Consider the following 21,176-nt stretch of genomic DNA (forward strand, 5'->3'; position numbering starts at 1 on the left):
CTTTTATTTCAGCGCGTAATGGTCAAGCATGTCAGGATCGATCTCGATACCCAGCCCTGGTTTATTAGGCACGGTCATGACTGGACCAATATCCAGATCGGTTAACTTGTCACGGAAAATATTGGGTGCGCGATCGAGCTCCAGCCGTGCCGGCTCTTTTGCCATCCGTGGTACTGCGGCGGGTAGCGCCGCCATCACGTGCAGCGTGGCTGCGAGCGAGATGCCTGATCCCCACTGATGCGGATAGCACTCAACACCATAGGCGGTGGAAAGGGCGGCGATATTAAGGATTTCGCTGATACCGCCGCAGGCGGCGACGTCAGGTTGCGCGATATCTACGCAATCGGCCTCAAGGAAACGACGGAAACCGAAACGGGTGAATTCCGATTCCCCAGCCGCGAGTTTTATCGGGAACTGTTGTTTAAGTTGGTGATATGCCGCCGTATCGTCGGGCAAGATCGGTTCTTCAAACCAGCTAATGTCATATTGCTCAATCGCCTGGGCGAATTTCAGCGCTTCATGAGTGGTATAAGCACGGTTAGCATCCACGGCGAGCGTGACGTCAGGGCCAATGAGTTCGCGCACGCGTGCAACGCGCTTAATATCTTCTGGCAGCGTCAGGGCGCCGACTTTCATTTTAAAATGTTGATAGCCTTCATCCAGGCCGCTTCTGGCGTCTATTGCAATTTGCCGGAAATCATCCGTGGGCGAATAATAAAAGCTGGAAGCGTAAGCGGTAATGGGTGTTTCAAGATCGGCACCCAGCAGTTCAGCAATGGATTTACCGGTGGCTTTGCCAAAAATATCCCACAGTGCAATATCAATTCCTGATAATGCGGTAATGGCAATGCCTTTTCTGCCAAATTCCCGCGTGCGATTGTACATCTCTTCCCATATTACCCGGCGCTGTAGCGGGTTTTTGCCTTTTAATAGCGGAGCGAATAGCTCGTTAATCAACGCGGCATTCGCCTGTGCCGGGCCAAAGCATTCGCCCCAGCCGGTGATACCTTCATCGGTTTCTATTTCAACGATGCATATTGCTCGTTTATTCCAGAACCATTGCGACATGCCAAATTTCTCTGGCAACTCGTCAGTAATTACCCGGGTATTGATTGATCTAATTTTCATCATATCCTCTCATCCGTCAGGCGGTTTCTCTGACAATCAGTGAAAATGGCAAGAGAGTGATCCTTTCTTCATTGCTTTCATTTTCTTTTCTGAGCGTGGTGATTATTTTTTTCGCTGCACTACAGCCAATGTCATAGGTTGGTTGCGCCACGACAGTCAGCGGGTTTTTGAGGATCTCCGACCATTCGGTCTCGTCAAAACCGATCAGCGAGAAATCCTCCGGGATCCGCTTACTTAGCGCTTTAGCCGCCTGCACCACATACAATGACAGCAACCCGTTCCCAGTGATGATGGTGTGGTTTGGTGAGGAACGAGGAGTCAACGTTTCCAGTGCTTTTGTCACGTGTTCGCGATCGACTATATCGAACTGGATGCATTCAAAGGCAATATGCGAATAAGCGCTTAAAGCGGCAAAACGTTCGAAAGTGTCAACTCTTTCAATACGTGGTGAGACATTCCCTGGTGTTGGTGTTAAATAACTGACACGACTGCAATGAGTATTCAGCAGATGTTCAAGGGCAAGCTTAACACCCTGGGCGTTATCTGCCGCGACACTGCTGATGTTGCTGTTTTTTATCTTTCTGCCGATTAATACGACAGGGTGTTCTAAAGAAATGCCCTTAATAAAAAGATCGTTTTCGCCGGTAGTGTTGAGGATAAACCCATCCACTCCCCGGTTAACCATCTCTTCAATGTAGTTACGTTCTCTGACTCCTGAGTTTTTCGCATCGCAAATAAATATTTTGTATCCTTCCTGCGAGCAATATTCCTCAATGCCGCGTAATACATCCATAGAGTACGGGTTAAAAATATCTGCCATAATAACGGCGATAGTTTTACTTTCCTGACGGCGTAACGACCTGGCAATGTTATTGGGTTGGTAACCAATGCTTTCGATCGTACTGGCAATCTTCTGGCGGGTTGTTTCGCTCATAGACTGATATTTCCCATTAAGAAAACGGGAGATTGTTGCCGTTGATACACCCGCCATGTTTGCAACATCTTTAATTAGCAGTTTCTTTTTCATTGTTTTTAATTTTAGGTAATCGATTACCTAAATATACAGGCAGATGAAGGATCGTCTGTGATTTTGATCGCAGATCGTGTAATGGTTATCAAAAGAAGGAGGATCATCAGTATCAGTGATGGATCACATGATGACGGCTTCACGTTTGGGATCATGGTGCCATCAGAGAGCAAGAGGACGGCCTGGTACGTCGGAGAATCCTGATTTTTTCAGCGGCGCAACCTCCGCCCAGAGGTATGTTAGCCAATTGCCTGGATGACCTTTGTTACGTTAGTCCGCTGTTGTCTTATTCAGAATGACATGACACGGCGCAGGAGGGATGTGTGGATTTAAAGAAATTACGCAGTTTTATCCGGGTAGCGGAGCAAAGCAGTTTCAGCCAGGCGGCCCAGACACTGGATCAATCTCAGTCGATGGTCAGCCGACAGGTACGTCAGTTAGAACTGGAACTGGGGAAAACCTTGCTTAAACGTAACGGTCGTGGCGTGACGCTGACCGCCGAAGGCCGGCAACTGTTGGAGCACGGCAAAGGTATTCTACGGCAGGTTGAAATCGCCGAGCAGGCGTTGAGTACCGGTGATGGTATATACCAGGGCAAAGTGACGGTTGGCATGCCTCCTACACTGGGGAAACTCTTAACCGTGGGTCTGGTCACCGATTTTCTTGCTGAATTTCCTGACTGTTCCCTGGCGATTACCGAAAACCTGACGTACTGGCTGCAAAAACGTTTAATTTTGGGGGAACTGGATATTGCAATACTTTATAACCCCTCTCCTGAACGCAGCCTGAAATATCAGCATCTCTGGACTGAAAAATTATGTCTTATTGCGCCGAGTCATTCGCCTGTTGCCAGCAACATGAGTATTCCACTGCATGAACTCAGCACCTATCCCCTTATTATCCCTAACCGACAGCAAATGCTGCGCAATCTGGTCGAAATAGAATGCGCCCGTCATGATGTCAGTCTGAACGTTGTCCTGGAGATTGACACGGTTCCCTCAATGCTGGGACTGGTGTCCAGAGGATTTGGGTACGCGGTATTACCCGCGAATTCACTGGAAGTTGATTACCGCCCTGAAGGATTAACAGCTGTTCCCATTACGCCCCCTATCCTGAACCGGGTCATCCTGGCCACATCGAACCAGCATCATTTCTCTTCTCTCGCCCAGCGGACGATGGAACTGCTTCTCCAGCAACGGATTATCAGTCAGCGATTATCCTGAATCTTTTCTTGCCGACATTGGTGGTCATCACGAGGTCATGCTTCCCGACTTCTATGCAAAAAATGCAATTCAGCTATAACCGTTTGCATCTTTTTCATAGTCATCTTCGTTGTTAGCTTAGTCCTCACAGACCTGATGGTTATGACGAAGCGAGAAGATCATGAAGACATTACCCTGCTGGTTTATGCGCGGTGGCACATCAAGAGGACCGTTTTTCCTGGCGAAAGATCTGCCGGAGGAGATTGCCGAACGCGATCGTTTAATTCTGTCAGTGATGGGCTCTCCTGATGAAAGACAAATTGATGGTCTTGGCGGTGCCACGACGCTGACGAGTAAAGTCGGCATTATCTCGCTGGCCCCCGATGCAGAGGCTGATATCAACTTTTTGTTTGCCCAGGTCGCCATCAACGAACGGCGTGTGGATACCACGCCCAATTGCGGAAACATGTTGGCCGCGGCAGGGCCGGCGGCGCTGGAGGCGGGGCTGATTGCCGCGCAGGGCGATCAAACGGTGCTGCGTATCCGTACACTCAATACCAACATGATCGCTGAAGTGACCCTACAAACGCCCGGTGGACATCCTTGTTACGAAGGGGACGTCAGTATTGACGGTGTTCCCGGAACCTCCGCCCCGGTGTTGCAGAATTTTCTTGATACGGAAGGTTCGGTCTGCGGCGCCTTACTCCCCACGGGTCAACTGTGCGATGTCATTGATGGCATCCGGGTGACCTGCATCGATAACGGCATGCCGGTCATTATTGTTGCTGCCAGCGATATGGGGATAACCGGTTATGAAACGAAAGATCGGCTTAATGCGGATAGCGCGCTGGCGGCGCGTATTGAAAACCTGCGTTTGAAAGCCGGCAAGCTGATGGGAATCACTGATTTAGCCAATAAGTCGGTGCCGAAAATCAGCATGGTTGCCAGAGCGCAATCTGGCGGCGCGCTCTGCACCAGAACCTTCATCCCTCATACCTGCCATGCCGCCATTGGCGTCCTCGGTGCCGTCACCGTTGCTACCGCTGCCGTTATGCCGGGTTCCGTCGCTCACGCCGTATCACAACTTTCCGGTGGCACTGAACAACGCCTGTCCATTGAGCATCCTTCCGGCGAATTAACGGTGTATCTGCACCTGAATGAGGATGGCTCTGTGGCGCAGGCCGCATTGATGCGAACGGCACGGTTGATCATGCGTGGCGACGTGCTCGTTCCTTGATTTGTTAGCTCTCACAGAAGGAAGAAATATGAATACGCAACCTAAAACCGCGTTGGTCGTCAGCGCTCACTCCGCTGATTTTGTCTGGCGTGCGGGTGGTGCCATTGCGCTATATGCCGCTCGTGGCTGGGACATGCATATTGTTTGCCTGTCGTTTGGTGAACGTGGTGAATCCGCCAAACTCTGGCGTCAGCCAGGCATGGAGATGACCACCGTAAAACAGGAAAGGGAGAAGGAAGCGCGGAAGGCTGCTGGGATCCTGGGGGCCAGAACGATCCATTTTATGGATGTCGGTGACTATCCCATGCGAGTCAATGATGACGTTCTGTTTGCCCTCGCTGATTTGTATCGTGAACTCAAACCTGAGTTTGTGCTGACGCATTCGTTGAAAGATCCCTACAACTTCGACCACCCAATGGCGACGCATATCGCTCAGGAAGCGCGTATCGTCGCCCAGGCGCACGGCCACCATCCTGAAAAGCCCGTGATTGGCGCACCGCCCGTCTTTCTGTTTGAACCTCATCAACCCGAGCAATGTGAATGGAAGCCAGAAGTGCTGTTGGATATCAGCGACGTCTGGCAAACCAAGCGTGAAGCGATGGAGTCCATGGCGGCGCAGGAACATCTCTGGGAGTACTACACCCGAGTCGCGTTGCAGCGCGGCGTGCAGGCGTCGAGAAATTCAGATTTGAAAATCAAATACGCCGAAGGTTATCAGCGCATTTTCCCGCAGGTTACCGCCCAGTTTTCTTGATGAAAAATAATGCCCAAGGAGGCCCCATGAAAAGCTGCAAATCACCCGATCCCAACCCGATTAAACCGAGGGCGATATTACCGCCCGGTGCGTGTGACGCGCATTGCCATGTTTTTGGTCCTGGTAGCATCTTCCCCTACGGGCCAAACCGGAAATACACCCCGGAAGATGCGCCGTTTGAAAAGCTGATGGCGCTGCATGACTGGCTGGGTATCAGCCGGGCCGTGATTGTCCAGGCCAGCTGCCATGGTACTGATAACCGCGCGATGTTGGATGCTATCGCCCGAAGCAAAGGACGTTATCTCGGCGTTGCCATGGTCAATGGCGATGAAAGCGATGCCGAACTGGAGCGGCTCCATACTGGTGGGGTGCGAGGGGTTCGTTTTAACTTCGTTCAACACCTTGGCGGCGCACCCGATCTCCCTCGTTTTTTCTCGGTTCTGCACCGTGTTAAAGACCTGGGCTGGCATGTCGTGCTGCATCTGGACGCGCAGGATATCGTTACCTATTCCGACGTGATTAGCAAAATTGATATTCCGTTCATTATCGATCACATGGGCCGCGCGAAAACCGCGTCAGGTCTTGAGCAAAAACCCTTCCAGCAGTTACTGCACCTCATGCGAGACAATCCGTTTGCATGGGTTAAAGTCAGCGGCTCGGAGCGTATTTCTGCTGGTATTCGACCGTTCAATGATGCCATTCCTTTTGCCCGCGCATTGATTGAAACCGCCCCGGATCGGGTGTTGTGGGGAACCGACTGGCCACATCCCAATATCAGTAACGACATGCCTAACGACGGTGAACTGGTCAATCTGATGCTGGATTTCTGTGAGGATGAGCACATGCGCCGCAAACTGCTCGTCGAAAACCCCGTCCGTATCTATGGTTTTACGCCTGTTGAGGCATAAGCTCGACCAGAGGCGTGTGACTTTTTATACGGATTTGAGTGTTCAGAGGTTACTGAAGCCACATTGAAATGTGGAGGTGAATAAGATGACCAGCAAACCATTTTATAAAGAACTTTATTTTCAGGTAATAGTTGGGATTGTGATTGGTGTTTCTCTTGGCTATTTCTTTCCGGATCTGGCAGTAAAAATGAAGCCATTAGGCGATGGCTTCATTAAGTTGATCGCCATGATCATTGGCCCGATCATTTTTTGTACCGTCGTCACCGGTATTGCCGGGATGCGCGATATGAAAGAACTGGGCCGGGTGGGCGGCAAGGCATTGATCTATTTTGCGGTCATGTCGATTGTCGCCTTAATTATCGGTCTGATTGGCGGCCATGTTATCCAGCCTGGCGCCGGATTTAATGTTGAGCTTTCCACTCTGGATACCTCAGCGATAAGCAAATATACCGAGAGCGCCAAAGAAGTGAACGTGGTGACTTTCGTGATGGGTATTATCCCATCAACCTTTGTAAGCGCCTTCTCTTCGGGGAATGTGCTGGCCATTCTGATGGTGTCTATTCTGTTTGGTTATTCTTTGTCAGCCATCGGTGAGAAAGGGCGTCCGGTATTTCAGTTTGTTGAAAGTGCGTCCCGCGTCTTTTTCCATAATGTGCATCTGATCTCCAAACTGTCGTCAATTGGGGCATTTGGCGCCATTGCGTATACCATCGGCGCCTATGGGCTTGCGTCGTTGATCCCGCTGGTCAAAATGGTCTTCGGCTTCTATCTGCTGCTGATTGTTTTTGTGGTCGTTGTTTATGGTGCTGTCGCCAGCGTCTGCCGTTTCAGCCTGTTCGCTTATCTCCGGTTTATCAAAGAAGAACTGTTGATCATTCTGGGGACGGGTTCTTCATCGGTCGTCTTACCTCACCTGATGGAAAAAGTGGAACGGATGGGGTGCCCAAAACCGGTAGTGGCGCTTGTCATACCGTCAGGGTATTCGTTCAATCTTAATGGCACCAACCTGTATATGACGATGGCCATCCTGTTTATCGCCCAGGCGACGAATACGGAACTTTCCTTCTCCAGCCAGATGATCTTGATCCTTGTTGCGATGTTGACCTCTAAAGGCGCGGCAGGCGTGACGGGTGCGGCATTTGTCATGTTAACCAGTACCCTGATTGTTCTGCCCGTCGTGCCTGTCGCCGGGATGGTTCTTATTCTGGGTATCCACCGTTTTGTCGGAACCGGACTGGCGATTGTCAACCTGATCGGTAACGGTATTGCAGCCATTGCGGTGTCTGCATGGGACGGTGTTCTTGATAAAGAACAAATGCGCCAGACGCTTAACACGCAGTCAAAAAACTCAGCGGTGGAATATCGCTCTGAGACACTCAAATAAAAGGAGGAAAGAGTATGAGCAATGGATTCAGAGTATTTACTCAGCGTCATCTTCCGGACCCGGAGCTGATTGCTGCATTTAAAGCTATCCCGGCCGCGAATATTGCCGACTGCATGGGAAGACTCAGTGCGATGAACAGCACTATCCGTCGACTGTCTTTGCCATGTAAAGACAACATGGTTGGGGTGGCACTGACAGTGAAAGCCCGTGCCGGTGATAACTTAATGGTCCATAAGGCATTAAATATCCTGACACCGGGTGATGTGCTGGTGGTCTCCAATGATGGCGGTAATAGCCAGGCGCTGATGGGTGAAATCATGATTACGTATGCCCAAACGCGTAAGGCCTGCGGGATCGTTCTGGATGGTCCTGTGCGTGATTTATACAGTATTCAGGCGATGGAATTTCCGGTTTACGCGACGGGAAGTACGCCTGCGGGTCCTTTTAAGGACGGACCGGGGGAGATTAATGTGCCGATATCCTGCGGCGGTATGTCGGTAATGCCGGGGGATATCATTGTCGGCGATGGTGATGGCGTAATTGTTATTGCCCGACAAGATGCGCGAGCACTTCTGGCAGAAGCTGAAAAATATCAGCTTTTTGACAGTAAAAAATTGCTGGCAACCCGGGCGGGTAACGCTGACCGCAGTTGGGTGGACAGGGAGCTCGCCAGTAAGCAATGTGAAATTATTGAAGATATCTGGCGTTAACGGTTGTTGCTGTAAAGGAAACGTCTCCTTATTGAGTGACGATAAGAATAAATACGTCTGGTCGTTTAAGAACGTGAGTCAATAGAATTATTGACGTTATCTGGCAACGGTTTAATTACGGCTGCGTATTTCCCCTGCAACCAATTCTGAAATTGGTATTTTTAAAAATAAATATCACAGGGTAATATTATGAAAAGGAATATTGTATTAAGCCTCTTTTTATTCACGACAGCATTTTCTTCGACTGCGGTCATGCTTGATTTCAGGCATGAGTATCTCGACGATAATAAAGTTCACCGTGACAGGATTCAGGTTTCGCATCGGTTTGCGAATGGTGTGGGATTCTTTGTTGAAGGGAAATTTAAATCGGGTGGAGATTCAACGGATAAACCGTTTTCAGATATTGTCGACAACGGTAGCGAATACTCGCTTAATTACACGTACAAACTGACTCCGGTAATCGATTTACAACCCGGAGTAGAGTTCGAAACCACGTCGTCTAAAACAATCTATAAACCGTACTTACGCGGTTGGTATAACTTTGATTCGGGGTTCTATCTTTCCGCACGGTATCGTTATGAGTATGCGCGGGATACCAGCGCGGGCAAAGATGACGAACATATTAACCGAGGCGATATCTGGCTGGGATATCGGTGGAACACGCTCACCTTTGAAACCAATTACGTCTATAAGCACAGCGACGCAATCAAGTATGATAATAAGAAAGAGGATTATGAATATAATGGCCGAATTGCATGGAAAGCCTCTGCGCAATGGACGCCCTATGTCGAGGTGGGAAATGTTGCGGTATCCCCGATACGAGACGATCGCGAAAGTCGATATCGTTTAGGGCTGCAATATACATTCTGATGTAGGTGACACGACCCAAAAAAAGGCCGCTTTCGCGGCCTTTTTCAGATTTTAAACCCGTTACTTCGCTTTGTTTTCCAGGTTTTCGACCTGGGGCAAACCTGTTGCTGAAGAGGCTGAAAGCAGGCCGGACTGTGCATAGCCAAACAGCTTCTCGCGGGTATCGGTGATGTCCAGGTTACGCATGGTCAGTTGCCCAATACGATCGTCTGGTGAGAACACGGAGTCACCTTTTTCCATGGTCAGACGTTCTGGCTTGTAGGTCAGGTTGTCGGACACGGTATTCAGGATCGAGTAGTCGTTGCCGCGACGCAGTTCCAGAGTCACTTCACCGGTAATCTGGCTGGCGACCCAACGCTGCAGACCATCACGCAGCATCAGTGCCTGAGAGTCGAACCAACGGCCCTGATACAGCAGGCGGCCCAGTTGACGACCGTGGGCGTGATACTGCTCGATGGTATCTTCGTTGTGAATACCCGTCAGCAGACGCTCGTAGGCGATATGCAGCAGCGCCATTCCCGGGGCTTCGTAAATACCACGACTTTTGGCTTCGATTATACGGTTTTCAATCTGGTCACTCATCCCCAGACCGTGACGTCCGCCGATACGGTTCGCTTCCAGCATCATTTCTACATCGTCACTGAAGGTTTTACCGTTCAGCGCGACCGGGTGGCCCTGTTCGAAACGCACGGTGACTTCTTCCGCCGCGATCTTCACGTTCTCATCCCAGAACTTCACGCCCATGATCGGGTTGACTATCTTGACGCTGGAGTTCAGGAATTCGAGGTCTTTGGCTTCGTGCGTCGCGCCGAGCATGTTGGAGTCCGTGGAGTAGGCTTTTTCGACGGACATTTTGTAGTCGAATCCACAGGCAATCATAAACTCGGACATCTCATGGCGACCGCCCAGCTCATCGATAAAGTCGGTATCCAGCCATGGTTTATAAATCTGCAATTCGGCGTTGGTCAGCAGGCCATAGCGATAGAAACGCTCGATGTCGTTTCCTTTATAGGTGCTGCCATCGCCCCAGATATTGACGCCATCTTCTTTCATCGCTGCAACCAGCATGGTGCCGGTGACTGCACGACCCAGCGGCGTAGTATTGAAATAGGTGAGCCCGCCGGTGGTGTTATGGAATGCACCACACTGAATCGCGGCGATACCTTCAGCAACCAGCTGTTTACGGCAGTCGATCAGGCGAGCGTTCTCTGCACCGTATTCCATTGCACGACGAGGGATCTCATCATAGTCCTCCTCGTCTGGTTGACCCAGGTTCGCAGTATATGCATATGGGACAGCCCCTTTTTGTCGCATCCACAGCAGTGCCGCGCTGGTGTCCAGGCCGCCGGAAAAAGCGATACCAATACGTTGACCTACCGGGAGATGCTTGAGAATCGTCGTCATAAAATAAAACCCTGCTTGATAGACTGATGGTGAGATCGGCTTTCTGCTCTCAGTGCATGTTTATGCAAAATAAATGAGTTTTCATTTAATCATCTTTTTACGGAGACAGGAAGAGTTTCGTGCTTTTTTCCACAAATAACGCTGACGACGACGTCTCAGGTTATGTCGTTAACAAGGTTGACACAATGGGGAGTTAATCAATATAATACGCGCAGATTTTACGTCCCGTCCTCGGTACCAAATCCCAACAGTATTTGCATCTTTTACCCAAAACGAGTAAAATTTGCCACGTTTCAGGCGCGGGGTGGAGCAGCCTGGTAGCTCGTCGGGCTCATAACCCGAAGGTCGTCGGTTCAAATCCGGCCCCCGCAACCACTTTCCCTAAGAGTTCTTTTTCAAATATACTGTGAAGACTATGGCCTTCGTAGCTGGATTTGAAAAAAATTCTTTCGGAAGGTTCTCCAGACCGCAGTTGCGGTTATAGGGTTCAGTTATCTAAAGCCCCGATTTATCGGGGTTTTTTGTTATCTGACTACAGAATAACTGGGCTTTAGGCCCTTTTTTTATGTCTTGGGGGTGGGCTTGTCCACATTAGAGCAAAAATTAACAGAGATGATTACAGCACCAGTTGAAGCCTTAGGTTATGAGCTGGTCGGCATCGAATTTATTCGCGGTCGCACATCCACACTGCGCATCTATATTGATAGTGAAGATGGCATCAATGTTGATGATTGTGCTGATGTGAGCCATCAGGTGAGCGCAGTACTGGACGTCGAAGATCCTATTACTGTGGCTTACAACCTGGAAGTCTCCTCACCGGGTCTCGACCGCCCAATGTTCACTGCTGAACACTATGTGCGTTTCCTGGGTGAAGAAGTTTCGCTGGTACTCCGCATGGCGGTACAGAACCGCCGTAAATGGCAGGGCGTTATCAAAGCGGTAGATGGTGAAATGATCACTGTCACAGTCGAAGGAAAAGATGAAGTGTTCGCGCTGAGTAATATCCAGAAGGCGAACCTGGTTCCCCACTTTTAACAGTCTGGATGAGGTGAAAAGCCCGCGATGAACAAAGAAATTTTGGCTGTTGTTGAAGCCGTATCCAATGAAAAGGCGCTGCCACGCGAGAAAATTTTTGAAGCGTTGGAAAGTGCGCTGGCTACAGCGACAAAGAAAAAATATGAACAAGAGATTGACGTTCGCGTAGAAATCGATCGTAAAAGCGGTGATTTTGACACTTTCCGTCGCTGGGTGATCGTGGAAGAAGTGACCCAGCCGACGAAAGAAATCACGCTGGAAGCCGCGCGTTATGAAGACGAAAGCCTGAACCTGGGCGATTACGTTGAAGATCAGATTGAATCTGTGACTTTTGACCGTATCACGACCCAGACGGCAAAACAGGTTATCGTGCAGAAGGTTCGTGAAGCTGAACGCGCGATGGTTGTCGATCAGTTCCGTGAACACGAAGGTGAAATCATCACCGGCGTGGTGAAGAAAGTGAACCGCGACAACATCTCTTTGGATCTGGGCAGCAATGCTGAAGCCGTGATCCTGCGTGAAGATATGCTGCCGCGTGAAAACTTCCGCCCAGGCGACCGTATTCGTGGTGTTCTCTACTCTGTTCGCCCGGAAGCACGCGGTGCACAACTGTTCGTCACCCGCTCCAAGCCGGAAATGCTGATCGAACTGTTCCGCATTGAAGTGCCGGAAATTGGCGAAGAAGTGATCGAAATTAAAGCTGCTGCTCGTGATCCTGGTTCTCGCGCGAAAATCGCAGTGAAAACCAACGACAAGCGAATCGACCCGGTCGGTGCGTGTGTCGGTATGCGCGGCGCGCGCGTTCAGGCGGTCTCGACCGAACTGGGCGGTGAGCGCATCGATATCGTCCTGTGGGATGATAACCCGGCGCAGTTCGTCATTAACGCTATGGCGCCTGCTGACGTTGCGTCTATCGTGGTGGATGAAGATAAACACACCATGGATATCGCCGTTGAAGCCGGTAACCTGGCGCAAGCAATTGGACGTAATGGTCAGAACGTCCGCCTGGCTTCGCAATTAAGCGGCTGGGAACTCAACGTGATGACCGTTGATGACCTCCAGGCTAAACATCAGGCTGAAGCACATGCCGCGATCGATACCTTCACCAAATATCTCGATATTGATGAAGAGTTCGCCACAGTTCTGGTTGAAGAAGGGTTCGCAACTCTGGAAGAATTGGCCTACGTGCCAATGAAAGAACTGCTGGAAATTGACGGCCTTGATGAGCCGACCGTTGAAGCACTGCGCGAGCGTGCTAAAAACGCACTGACCACTCTGGCACTGGCCCAGGAAGAAAGTCTCGGTGATAACAAGCCGGCTGACGATCTGCTGAATCTGGAAGGATTAGATCGCGATATGGCCTTCAAACTGGCTGCCCGTGGTGTTTGTACGCTGGAAGATCTCGCCGAACAGGGCATTGATGATCTGGCTGATATCGAAGGGTTGACCGACGAAAAAGCCGGTGAGCTGATTATGGCTGCCCGTAATATTTGCTGGTTCGGCGACGAAGCGTAATAAACTGTAGCAGGAAGGAACAGCATGACAGATGTAACCGTAAAAGCGCTGGCCGTAGAGATACAGACCTCCGTGGATCGCCTGGTACAGCAATTTGCTGATGCCGGTATCCCGAAGTCTGCTGATGACTCTGTGTCCGCACAAGAAAAACAGACTTTACTGGCGCACCTGAACCGTGAAAATGGTTCTGGCCCGGATAAGCTTACGCTGCAGCGTAAAACGCGTAGCACCCTGAATATTCCTGGTACCGGTGGAAAAAGCAAATCGGTACAAATCGAAGTCCGCAAGAAGCGCACCTTTGTGAAACGTGATCCGCAAGAGGCCGAACGCCTTGCTGCGGAAGAGCAAGCGCAGCGTGAAGCGGAAGAGCAAGCCCGTCGTGAGGCAGAAGAAATGGCCAAACGCGAGGCGCAACAAAAAGCTGACCGTGAGGCCGCAGAACAAGCTAAGCGTGACGCCGCTGATAAAGCGAAACGTGAAGCTGCGGAAAAAGACAAAGTGAGCAATCAACAGACTGACGATATGACCAAAACCGCCCAGGCCGAGAAAGCCCGCCGTGAGAATGAAGCTGCAGAGCTGAAGCGTAAAGCGGAAGAAGAAGCACGTCGCAAGCTTGAAGAAGAAGCGCGCCGCGTTGCGGAAGAAGCTCGCCGTATGGCGGAAGAGAACGCGGGCGTATGGGCCGAGCAGGAAAAAGTGGAAGAAGATAAGAGCGATTATCATGTCACCACTTCTCAGCACGCTCGCCAGGCCGAAGACGAAAACGATCGTGAAGTAGAAGGCGGTCGTGGCCGTGGTCGCAGCACGAAAGCAGCGCGTCCGGCGAAGAAAGGCAACAAACACGCTGAATCTAAAGCTGACCGTGAAGAAGCGCGTGCCGCGGTTCGCGGTGGTAAAGGCGGCAAACAGCGTAAAGGTTCCGCACTGCAGCAGGGCTTCCAGAAGCCAGCGCAGGCGGTTAACCGTGACGTTGTGATTGGCGAAACCATCACCGTTGGCGATCTGGCGAACAAGATGGCAGTTAAAGGCTCTCAGGTCATCAAAGCGATGATGAAGCTGGGCGCAATGGCGACCATCAACCAGGTGATCGACCAGGAAACCGCACAGCTGGTTGCCGAAGAGATGGGCCACAAAGTCATCCTGCGTCGTGAGAACGAGCTGGAAGAAGCGGTAATGAGCGACCGTGACACAGGTGCTGCGGCTGAACCGCGTGCGCCGGTTGTGACTATCATGGGTCACGTTGACCACGGTAAAACCTCTCTGCTGGACTACATTCGTTCAACGAAAGTGGCCTCTGGCGAAGCGGGCGGCATTACTCAGCACATCGGTGCTTACCACGTTGAAACCGACAACGGTATGATCACCTTCCTGGATACCCCGGGTCACGCCGCGTTTACCTCCATGCGTGCACGTGGTGCGCAGGCAACGGATATCGTGGTTCTGGTTGTGGCCGCTGACGATGGCGTGATGCCGCAGACCATCGAAGCTATCCAGCACGCGAAAGCGGCGGGTGTGCCGGTTGTGGTTGCAGTGAACAAAATCGATAAGCCGGAAGCCGATCCGGATCGCGTTAAAAACGAACTGTCCCAGTACGGCATCCTGCCGGAAGAGTGGGGCGGTGAGAGCCAGTTTGTGCACGTGTCTGCAAAAGCAGGTACCGGTATCGACGAGCTGCTGGATGCAATCCTGCTGCAGGCCGAAGTTCTGGAACTGAAAGCAGTACGTAAAGGGATGGCAAGCGGTGCGGTCATTGAATCCTTCCTGGATAAAGGTCGTGGTCCGGTTGCTACTGTACTGGTGCGTGAAGGTACGCTGCATAAAGGCGACATCGTACTGTGTGGCTTCGAATACGGTCGCGTTCGCGCGATGCGTAACGAACTGGGTCAGGAAGTGCTGGAAGCGGGTCCGTCCATTCCGGTGGAAATCCTGGGGCTGTCCGGTGTTCCGGCTGCCGGTGACGAAGTGACTGTCGTACGTGACGAGAAGAAAGCACGTGAAGTTGCGCTGTATCGCCAGGGCAAATTCCGTGAAGTGAAACTGGCTCGCCAGCAGAAATCTAAGCTCGAGAACATGTTCGCCAACATGACCGAAGGCGAAGTTCACGAAGTGAACATCGTGCTGAAGGCCGACGTTCAGGGTTCTGTGGAAGCGATCTCCGACTCCTTACTGAAACTGTCTACCGACGAAGTGAAAGTGAAGATCATCGGTTCTGGTGTCGGTGGTATCACCGAAACCGACGCGACCCTGGCCGCTGCGTCCAACGCGATTCTGGTGGGCTTCAACGTTCGTGCGGATGCCTCTGCACGTAAAGTGATTGAATCTGAAAGCCTGGATCTGCGCTACTACTCCGTCATCTATAACCTGATCGATGAAGTGAAAGCGGCGATGAGCGGTATGCTGTCTCCGGAACTGAAACAGCAGATCATCGGTCTGGCTGAAGTTCGTGATGTGTTTAAATCTCCGAAATTTGGTGCCATCGCAGGGTGTATGGTTACCGAAGGGACGATTAAGCGTCACAACCCAATCCGCGTACTGCGTGACAACGTGGTTATCTACGAAGGCGAGCTGGAATCCCTGCGCCGCTTCAAAGATGACGTTAACGAAGTCCGTAACGGTATGGAATGTGGTATCGGCGTGAAGAACTACAACGACGTTCGCGTTGGCGATATGATCGAAGTGTTCGAGATCATCGAGATTCAGCGTACCATCGCGTAATCTTCGTTATGCCCGGTGGCACTGCGTTTACCGGGCCTACGTCCGGGTTGTTGGCCTGATAAGCGTAGCGTCATCAGGCTTCAAAGCGCCACCCGGCAATAATTTTTAAAAGGGGCTCAAGGCCCCTTTTTTGTCTGGAGAATTTATTATGGCGAAAGAATTTGGTCGCCCGCAGCGCGTAGGACAGGAGATGCAAAAAGAGATCGCAATCATCCTGCAGCGCGAAATTAAAGACCCGCGTCTGGGCATGATGACCACCGTGTCGGGGGTCGAAATGTCCCGCGATCTGGCGTATGCCAAAGTGTATGTCACCTTCCTGAATGACAAAGATGAAAACGCGATTAAAGCGGGCATCAAAGCGTTACAGGAAGCGTCTGGCTTCATCCGTAGCCTGTTGGGTAAAGCGATGCGTCTGCGTATCGTGCCGGAACTGACCTTCTTCTACGATAACTCGCTGGTGGAAGGGATGCGGATGTCCAACCTGGTGACCAACGTGGTTAAACATGACGAAGAACGTCGTGTAAACCCGGACGACAGCAAGGAGGACTAATGAGTCGTCCTCGTCGTCGTGGTCGCGACATTCATGGTGTGCTGCTGCTGGATAAGCCGCAGGGCATGTCCAGCAATGATGTACTGCAAAAAGTAAAACGCATCTATAACGCCAACCGCGCCGGGCATACCGGGGCGCTGGATCCGCTAGCGACCGGTATGCTGCCGATTTGCCTCGGGGAAGCGACCAAGTTTTCGCAGTATCTGCTGGATTCCGACAAGCGTTATCGGGTGATTGCCCGTCTGGGGCAGCGTACAGACACCTCCGATGCCGATGGGCAAATTGTGCAGGAGCGTCCGGTCACCTTCACCCCTGAACAGCTGGCTGCCGCGCTGGACACGTTCCGCGGCGATATCGAACAGGTGCCGTCGATGTATTCGGCGCTGAAGTATCAGGGTAAAAAGCTGTACGAATACGCGCGTCAGGGCATTGAAGTGCCGCGCGAAGCCCGACCGATTACCGTTTACGAGCTGCTGTTTATCCGCCATGAAGGGGATGAACTGGAGCTGGAAGTGCACTGCTCGAAAGGCACCTATATTCGCACCATTATTGACGATCTGGGTGAGAAACTGGGATGCGGTGCGCACGTTATCTTCCTGCGTCGTCTGACGGTCAGCAAATATCCGGTGGATCGTATGGTCACGCTGGAACGTCTGCGTGAAATGGTCGAACAGGCGGAACTACAGGGGATTCCGGCAGCACAGTTGCTTGATTCGCTGCTGATGCCAATGGACAGTCCGGCTTCGGACTATCCTGTTGTTAATTTGCCGTTAACCTCTTCAGTTTACTTTAAGAACGGCAACCCCGTTCGCACGAACGGCGCGCCGCTGGAAGGGCTGGTTCGTGTTACGGAAGGTGATGACGGTAAATTTATCGGCATGGGTGAGATCGACGACGAAGGTCGCGTGGCTCCTCGCCGATTAGTGGTGGAGTATCCGGCGTAGCACGGGTTCGTCTTGCGATAAGAAGGCGCTACGAGTAGAATACTGCCGCTTAACGTTGCGTGAATTTTTTAACAGTTCGCACGGCGTACACTGGGAACGCTGAATTAGAGATCGGCGTCCTTTCATACTTAATACTTTGGAGTTTTAAAATGTCTCTAAGTACTGAAGCTACAGCTAAAATCGTTTCTGAGTTCGGTCGTGATGCAAACGACACCGGTTCTACCGATGTTCAGGTTGCTCTGTTGACTGCACAGATTAACCACCTGCAGGGCCACTTTGCAGAGCACAAAAAAGATCACCACAGCCGTCGTGGTCTGCTGCGCATGGTTTCTCAGCGTCGTAAACTGCTCGACTACCTGAAACGTAAAGATGTTGCACGCTACACCGCGCTGATCGAGCGTCTGGGTCTGCGTCGCTAATTCTTGCGAGTTTCGTAAAAGGGGGCCTTCATGGCCCCTTTTTTCAAGCAGATGGCAGCAATTCACTGGAAACTATTGTATTGTTGCTATGAATGATCTTCCGTTGCAGAGGTTCGCGCGGCTAATGAGAGGCTTTACCCAATATCGTATGGGTTAGGGTTGTCATTAGTCGCGAGGATGCGCAGAAGATCGGGTATTAACGGCGATTCAGTTTGTGTCGCCTAAAATTTGAAAGGATATTATTTTGCTTAATCCGATCGTTCGTAAATTCCAGTACGGTCAGCATACCGTTACGCTGGAAACCGGCATGATGGCCCGTCAGGCTACTGCCGCTGTTATGGTTAGCATGGACGACACTGCGGTATTCGTTACCGTTGTCGGCCAGAAAAAAGCGAAGCCGGGTCAGGACTTCTTCCCGCTGACCGTTAACTATCAGGAGCGTACCTACGCTGCTGGTCGTATCCCAGGTAGCTTCTTCCGTCGTGAAGGCCGTCCAAGCGAAGGCGAAACCCTGATCGCACGACTGATTGACCGCCCGGTTCGTCCGCTGTTCCCGGAAGGTTTCGTGAACGAAGTTCAGGTCATCGCGACCGTCGTTTCCGTTAACCCGCAGGTTAACCCGGATATCGTGGCGATGATCGGTGCCTCTGCTGCGCTGTCTCTGTCCGGTATTCCGTTCAACGGCCCAATCGGCGCGGCACGTGTGGGTTATATCAATGACCAGTACGTACTGAACCCGACTCAGGACGAGCTGAAAGAGAGCAAGCTGGATCTGGTGGTTGCCGGTACTGAAGCTGCCGTACTGATGGTTGAATCCGAAGCGGAACTGCTGAGCGAAGATCAAATGCTGGGCGCAGTGGTGTTCGGCCACGATCAGCAGCAGGTGGTTATCCAGGCGATCAACGATCTGGTGAAAGAAGCGGGTAAACCGCGTTGGGACTGGCAGCCGGAAGTCGTAGACGAAGCGCTGAACGCGCGCGTTGCTGCACTGGCTGAATCTCGCCTGAGCGATGCTTACCGTATCACCGACAAACAAGAGCGTTATGCTCAGGTTGACGTGATCAAATCTGAAACCATCGCGACTCTGGTTGCTGAAGACGAAACCCTGGACGCTAACGAACTGGGTGAAATCCTGCACGCGATCGAGAAAAATGTCGTGCGTAGCCGTGTACTGGCCGGTGAGCCGCGCATCGATGGTCGTGAAAAAGACATGATCCGTGGTCTGGACGTGCGCACTGGCGTACTGCCGCGTACTCACGGTTCTGCACTGTTCACCCGTGGTGAAACTCAGGCGCTGGTTACCGCAACGCTGGGAACCGCACGTGATGCACAGGTTCTTGACGAACTGATGGGCGAGCGCACGGACAACTTCCTGTTCCACTACAACTTCCCTCCGTACTCCGTAGGTGAAACCGGCATGGTCGGTTCTCCAAAGCGTCGTGAAATTGGTCACGGTCGTCTGGCGAAGCGCGGCGTGCTGGCTGTTATGCCGGAAGCTGACAAATTCCCGTACACCGTTCGCGTGGTGTCTGAAATCACCGAATCTAACGGTTCTTCTTCCATGGCTTCCGTGTGTGGCGCTTCCCTGGCCCTGATGGATGCAGGCGTGCCAATCAAAGCTGCTGTTGCGGGTATCGCAATGGGTCTGGTGAAAGAAGGCGACAACTTTGTCGTACTGTCTGACATCCTGGGCGACGAAGACCACCTTGGCGATATGGACTTCAAAGTAGCGGGTTCCCGCGACGGTATCTCTGCACTGCAGATGGATATCAAAATTGAAGGTATCACCAAAGAGATCATGCAGGTTGCACTGAACCAGGCTAAAGGTGCGCGTCTGCACATCCTGGGCGTGATGGAACAGGCGATCAACGCGCCGCGCGGCGACATCTCTCAGTTCGCTCCGCGTATCCACACCATCAAGATCAACCCGGACAAGATCAAAGACGTGATCGGTAAGGGCGGTTCTGTGATCCGTGCGCTGACCGAAGAAACCGGCACCACCATCGAAATCGAAGATGACGGTACTGTGAAGATCGCGGCGACCGACGGTGAGAAAGCGAAACACGCTATCCGTCGTATCGAAGAGATCACGGCAGAAATCGAAGTCGGTCGTATCTACAATGGTAAAGTGACCCGTATCGTTGACTTTGGCGCATTTGTTGCCATCGGCGGCGGTAAAGAAGGTCTGGTTCACATCTCTCAGATCGCGGATAAGCGCGTAGAGAAAGTGACCGATTACCTGCAGATGGGTCAGGAAGTACCGGTTAAAGTTCTGGAAGTCGATCGCCAGGGCCGTGTACGTTTGAGCATTAAAGAAGCAACTGAACAATCTCAGCCAGCGGCTGCACCGGAAGCTCCGGCTAGCCAGCAGGGCGAGTAAGGTTGCCATTTGCCCTCCGCGGTTGCGGAGGGCTTTTAACCTGGCAGGACGCCTTGTTAGCAACCGGGGAACAGGACGTTCAATTAATCGTTGTCTTCGGGAGTGGGAAATGACGCCTTTTTTGCGCTGGTGTTTCGTGGCAACAGCACTCACGCTGGCTGGATGCAGTAATTCCACCTGGCGTAAGAGTGAAGTCCTCGCAGTACCATTGCAACCGACTTTGCAGCAGGAAGTGATTCTGGCACGCATGGAACAAATTCTTGCCAGTCGGGCTTTAACCGATGACGAACGCGCACAGCTTTTATATGAGCGCGGAGTGTTGTATGATAGTCTCGGTCTGAGGGCATTAGCGCGAAATGATTTTTCACAAGCGTTGGCAATCCGACCCGATATGCCTGAAGTATTCAATTACTTAGGCATTTATTTAACGCAGGCAGGCAATTTTGATGCTGCCTATGAAGCGTTTGATTCTGTACTTGAGCTTGATCCAACTTACAACTACGCGCACTTAAATCGCGGTATCGCATTGTATTACGGCGGTCGCGACAAGTTAGCGCAAGATGATCTGCTGGCGTTTTATCAAGACGATCCCAATGATCCTTTCCGCAGCCTGTGGCTTTATCTCGCTGAGCAGAAGCTCGATGAGAAGCAGGCAAAAGTCGCGCTGAAACAGCGCTTCGAGAAATCGGATAAAGAACAATGGGGATGGAACATTGTCGAGTTCTACCTGGGCAACCTTAGCGAAGCATCGCTGATGGAAAAGCTCAAGGCGGACGCAACGGATAACACCTCGCTCGCTGAGCATCTCAGTGAAACCAACTTCTATTTAGGTAAGTACTACCTAAGTCTGGGGGATTTGGACAACGCTACGGCATTGTTCAAACTGGCGGTGGCTAACAACGTTCATAACTTTGTTGAGCACCGATATGCATTGTTGGAATTATCGCTCCTGGGCCAGGACCAAGATGACCTGGCAGAATCGGACCAGCAATAG

The 21,176-nt window shown here is 51.6% G+C and carries 18 protein-coding genes and 1 tRNA gene; 16 read left to right on the forward strand and 3 right to left on the reverse strand.

Annotated features, from left to right (window positions below; genetic code table 11):
* Positions 1-3: 3 nt before the first annotated feature.
* On the reverse strand, positions 4-1,131 hold the full coding sequence (locus QQZ17_RS05205) for a mandelate racemase/muconate lactonizing enzyme family protein (protein ID WP_152406149.1): 1,128 nt from the start codon (positions 1,129-1,131) through the stop codon (positions 4-6).
* A gap of 13 nt (positions 1,132-1,144) precedes the next feature.
* The gene (locus QQZ17_RS05210; protein WP_152406148.1) at positions 1,145-2,155 is read right to left on the reverse strand and encodes a LacI family DNA-binding transcriptional regulator; all 1,011 of its coding nucleotides are present in this window, start codon (positions 2,153-2,155) and stop codon (positions 1,145-1,147) included.
* Between the two features lie 323 nt (positions 2,156-2,478).
* Here QQZ17_RS05210 and QQZ17_RS05215 point away from each other — a divergent pair, with 323 nt between their 5' ends.
* The 7 genes from QQZ17_RS05215 to QQZ17_RS05245 all read left to right on the forward strand — a co-directional run bounded on the left by QQZ17_RS05215 (position 2,479) and on the right by QQZ17_RS05245 (position 9,220).
* Positions 2,479-3,378: a LysR family transcriptional regulator gene (locus QQZ17_RS05215; protein WP_152406147.1), complete on the forward strand. Its 900-nt coding sequence runs from the start codon at positions 2,479-2,481 to the stop codon at positions 3,376-3,378.
* A gap of 160 nt (positions 3,379-3,538) precedes the next feature.
* Positions 3,539-4,594: a 4-oxalomesaconate tautomerase gene (locus QQZ17_RS05220; protein WP_152406146.1), complete on the forward strand. Its 1,056-nt coding sequence runs from the start codon at positions 3,539-3,541 to the stop codon at positions 4,592-4,594.
* A gap of 28 nt (positions 4,595-4,622) precedes the next feature.
* On the forward strand, positions 4,623-5,348 hold the full coding sequence (locus tag QQZ17_RS05225; protein ID WP_152406145.1) for a PIG-L deacetylase family protein: 726 nt from the start codon (positions 4,623-4,625) through the stop codon (positions 5,346-5,348).
* A gap of 26 nt (positions 5,349-5,374) precedes the next feature.
* Entirely contained in the window at positions 5,375-6,256 is an 882-nt protein-coding gene (locus QQZ17_RS05230; RefSeq protein WP_152406144.1) for an amidohydrolase family protein, read from the forward strand.
* 85 nt (positions 6,257-6,341) lie between these two features.
* A complete protein-coding gene (gene dctA, locus QQZ17_RS05235; RefSeq protein ID WP_152406143.1) occupies positions 6,342-7,640 on the forward strand; it encodes a C4-dicarboxylate transporter DctA in 1,299 nt (432 codons plus the stop codon).
* Positions 7,641-7,654: 14 nt separating this feature from the next.
* Positions 7,655-8,350 carry an RraA family protein gene (locus QQZ17_RS05240; RefSeq protein ID WP_152406142.1) on the forward strand — a complete coding sequence of 232 codons (696 nt, stop codon included), beginning with the start codon at positions 7,655-7,657 and terminating at the stop codon, positions 8,348-8,350.
* A gap of 189 nt (positions 8,351-8,539) precedes the next feature.
* On the forward strand, positions 8,540-9,220 hold the full coding sequence (locus QQZ17_RS05245) for an oligogalacturonate-specific porin KdgM family protein (protein ID WP_152406141.1): 681 nt from the start codon (positions 8,540-8,542) through the stop codon (positions 9,218-9,220).
* Positions 9,221-9,280: 60 nt separating this feature from the next.
* Here the strand turns inward: QQZ17_RS05245 and argG are convergent, their stop codons facing one another.
* Entirely contained in the window at positions 9,281-10,624 is a 1,344-nt protein-coding gene (argG, locus tag QQZ17_RS05250) for an argininosuccinate synthase (RefSeq protein ID WP_152406140.1), read from the reverse strand.
* Between the two features lie 298 nt (positions 10,625-10,922).
* Here argG and QQZ17_RS05255 point away from each other — a divergent pair.
* From QQZ17_RS05255 to nlpI, 9 genes are all read left to right on the forward strand, one after another.
* Positions 10,923-10,999 (forward strand) — tRNA-Met (locus QQZ17_RS05255).
* 207 nt (positions 11,000-11,206) lie between these two features.
* A complete protein-coding gene (gene rimP, locus QQZ17_RS05260) occupies positions 11,207-11,659 on the forward strand; it encodes a ribosome maturation factor RimP (protein ID WP_043001756.1) in 453 nt (150 codons plus the stop codon).
* Between the two features lie 27 nt (positions 11,660-11,686).
* The gene (nusA, locus tag QQZ17_RS05265; RefSeq protein WP_046487985.1) at positions 11,687-13,174 is read left to right on the forward strand and encodes a transcription termination factor NusA; all 1,488 of its coding nucleotides are present in this window, start codon (positions 11,687-11,689) and stop codon (positions 13,172-13,174) included.
* 24 nt (positions 13,175-13,198) lie between these two features.
* Positions 13,199-15,889 carry a translation initiation factor IF-2 gene (gene infB / locus QQZ17_RS05270; protein WP_152406139.1) on the forward strand — a complete coding sequence of 897 codons (2,691 nt, stop codon included), beginning with the start codon at positions 13,199-13,201 and terminating at the stop codon, positions 15,887-15,889.
* A gap of 148 nt (positions 15,890-16,037) precedes the next feature.
* A complete protein-coding gene (rbfA, locus tag QQZ17_RS05275) occupies positions 16,038-16,439 on the forward strand; it encodes a 30S ribosome-binding factor RbfA (protein ID WP_042325117.1) in 402 nt (133 codons plus the stop codon).
* On the forward strand, positions 16,439-17,383 hold the full coding sequence (truB, locus tag QQZ17_RS05280) for a tRNA pseudouridine(55) synthase TruB (protein ID WP_152406138.1): 945 nt from the start codon (positions 16,439-16,441) through the stop codon (positions 17,381-17,383). Before rbfA ends, truB begins: the two co-directional genes overlap by 1 nt.
* Before the next feature lie 149 nt (positions 17,384-17,532).
* Positions 17,533-17,802, forward strand: coding sequence for a 30S ribosomal protein S15 (rpsO, locus tag QQZ17_RS05285; RefSeq protein ID WP_000059465.1), 270 nt, complete (start codon positions 17,533-17,535; stop codon positions 17,800-17,802).
* Positions 17,803-18,046: 244 nt separating this feature from the next.
* Entirely contained in the window at positions 18,047-20,182 is a 2,136-nt protein-coding gene (gene pnp / locus QQZ17_RS05290; protein WP_152406137.1) for a polyribonucleotide nucleotidyltransferase, read from the forward strand.
* Between the two features lie 109 nt (positions 20,183-20,291).
* Entirely contained in the window at positions 20,292-21,176 is an 885-nt protein-coding gene (gene nlpI / locus QQZ17_RS05295) for a lipoprotein NlpI (protein WP_152406136.1), read from the forward strand.

Origin of the sequence: Citrobacter sp. T1.2D-1, assembly GCF_950098555.1 — a bacterium.
Classification (GTDB): domain Bacteria; phylum Pseudomonadota; class Gammaproteobacteria; order Enterobacterales; family Enterobacteriaceae; genus Citrobacter_A; species Citrobacter_A telavivensis.

What these genes read in the sequence shown, in the direction of transcription:
- QQZ17_RS05205 (WP_152406149.1), bottom strand. Translation starts at nt 1,131, where the DNA reads ATGATGAAAATTAGATCAATCAATACCCGGGTAATTACTGACGAGTTG.
- QQZ17_RS05210 (WP_152406148.1), bottom strand. Translation starts at nt 2,155, where the DNA reads ATGAAAAAGAAACTGCTAATTAAAGATGTTGCAAACATGGCGGGTGTA.
- QQZ17_RS05220 (WP_152406146.1), top strand. Translation starts at nt 3,539, where the DNA reads ATGAAGACATTACCCTGCTGGTTTATGCGCGGTGGCACATCAAGAGGA.
- QQZ17_RS05225 (WP_152406145.1), top strand. Translation starts at nt 4,623, where the DNA reads ATGAATACGCAACCTAAAACCGCGTTGGTCGTCAGCGCTCACTCCGCT.
- QQZ17_RS05230 (WP_152406144.1), top strand. Translation starts at nt 5,375, where the DNA reads ATGAAAAGCTGCAAATCACCCGATCCCAACCCGATTAAACCGAGGGCG.
- dctA (WP_152406143.1), top strand. Translation starts at nt 6,342, where the DNA reads ATGACCAGCAAACCATTTTATAAAGAACTTTATTTTCAGGTAATAGTT.
- QQZ17_RS05240 (WP_152406142.1), top strand. Translation starts at nt 7,655, where the DNA reads ATGAGCAATGGATTCAGAGTATTTACTCAGCGTCATCTTCCGGACCCG.
- QQZ17_RS05245 (WP_152406141.1), top strand. Translation starts at nt 8,540, where the DNA reads ATGAAAAGGAATATTGTATTAAGCCTCTTTTTATTCACGACAGCATTT.
- argG (WP_152406140.1), bottom strand. Translation starts at nt 10,624, where the DNA reads ATGACGACGATTCTCAAGCATCTCCCGGTAGGTCAACGTATTGGTATC.
- nusA (WP_046487985.1), top strand. Translation starts at nt 11,687, where the DNA reads ATGAACAAAGAAATTTTGGCTGTTGTTGAAGCCGTATCCAATGAAAAG.
- infB (WP_152406139.1), top strand. Translation starts at nt 13,199, where the DNA reads ATGACAGATGTAACCGTAAAAGCGCTGGCCGTAGAGATACAGACCTCC.
- rbfA (WP_042325117.1), top strand. Translation starts at nt 16,038, where the DNA reads ATGGCGAAAGAATTTGGTCGCCCGCAGCGCGTAGGACAGGAGATGCAA.
- truB (WP_152406138.1), top strand. Translation starts at nt 16,439, where the DNA reads ATGAGTCGTCCTCGTCGTCGTGGTCGCGACATTCATGGTGTGCTGCTG.
- rpsO (WP_000059465.1), top strand. Translation starts at nt 17,533, where the DNA reads ATGTCTCTAAGTACTGAAGCTACAGCTAAAATCGTTTCTGAGTTCGGT.
- nlpI (WP_152406136.1), top strand. Translation starts at nt 20,292, where the DNA reads ATGACGCCTTTTTTGCGCTGGTGTTTCGTGGCAACAGCACTCACGCTG.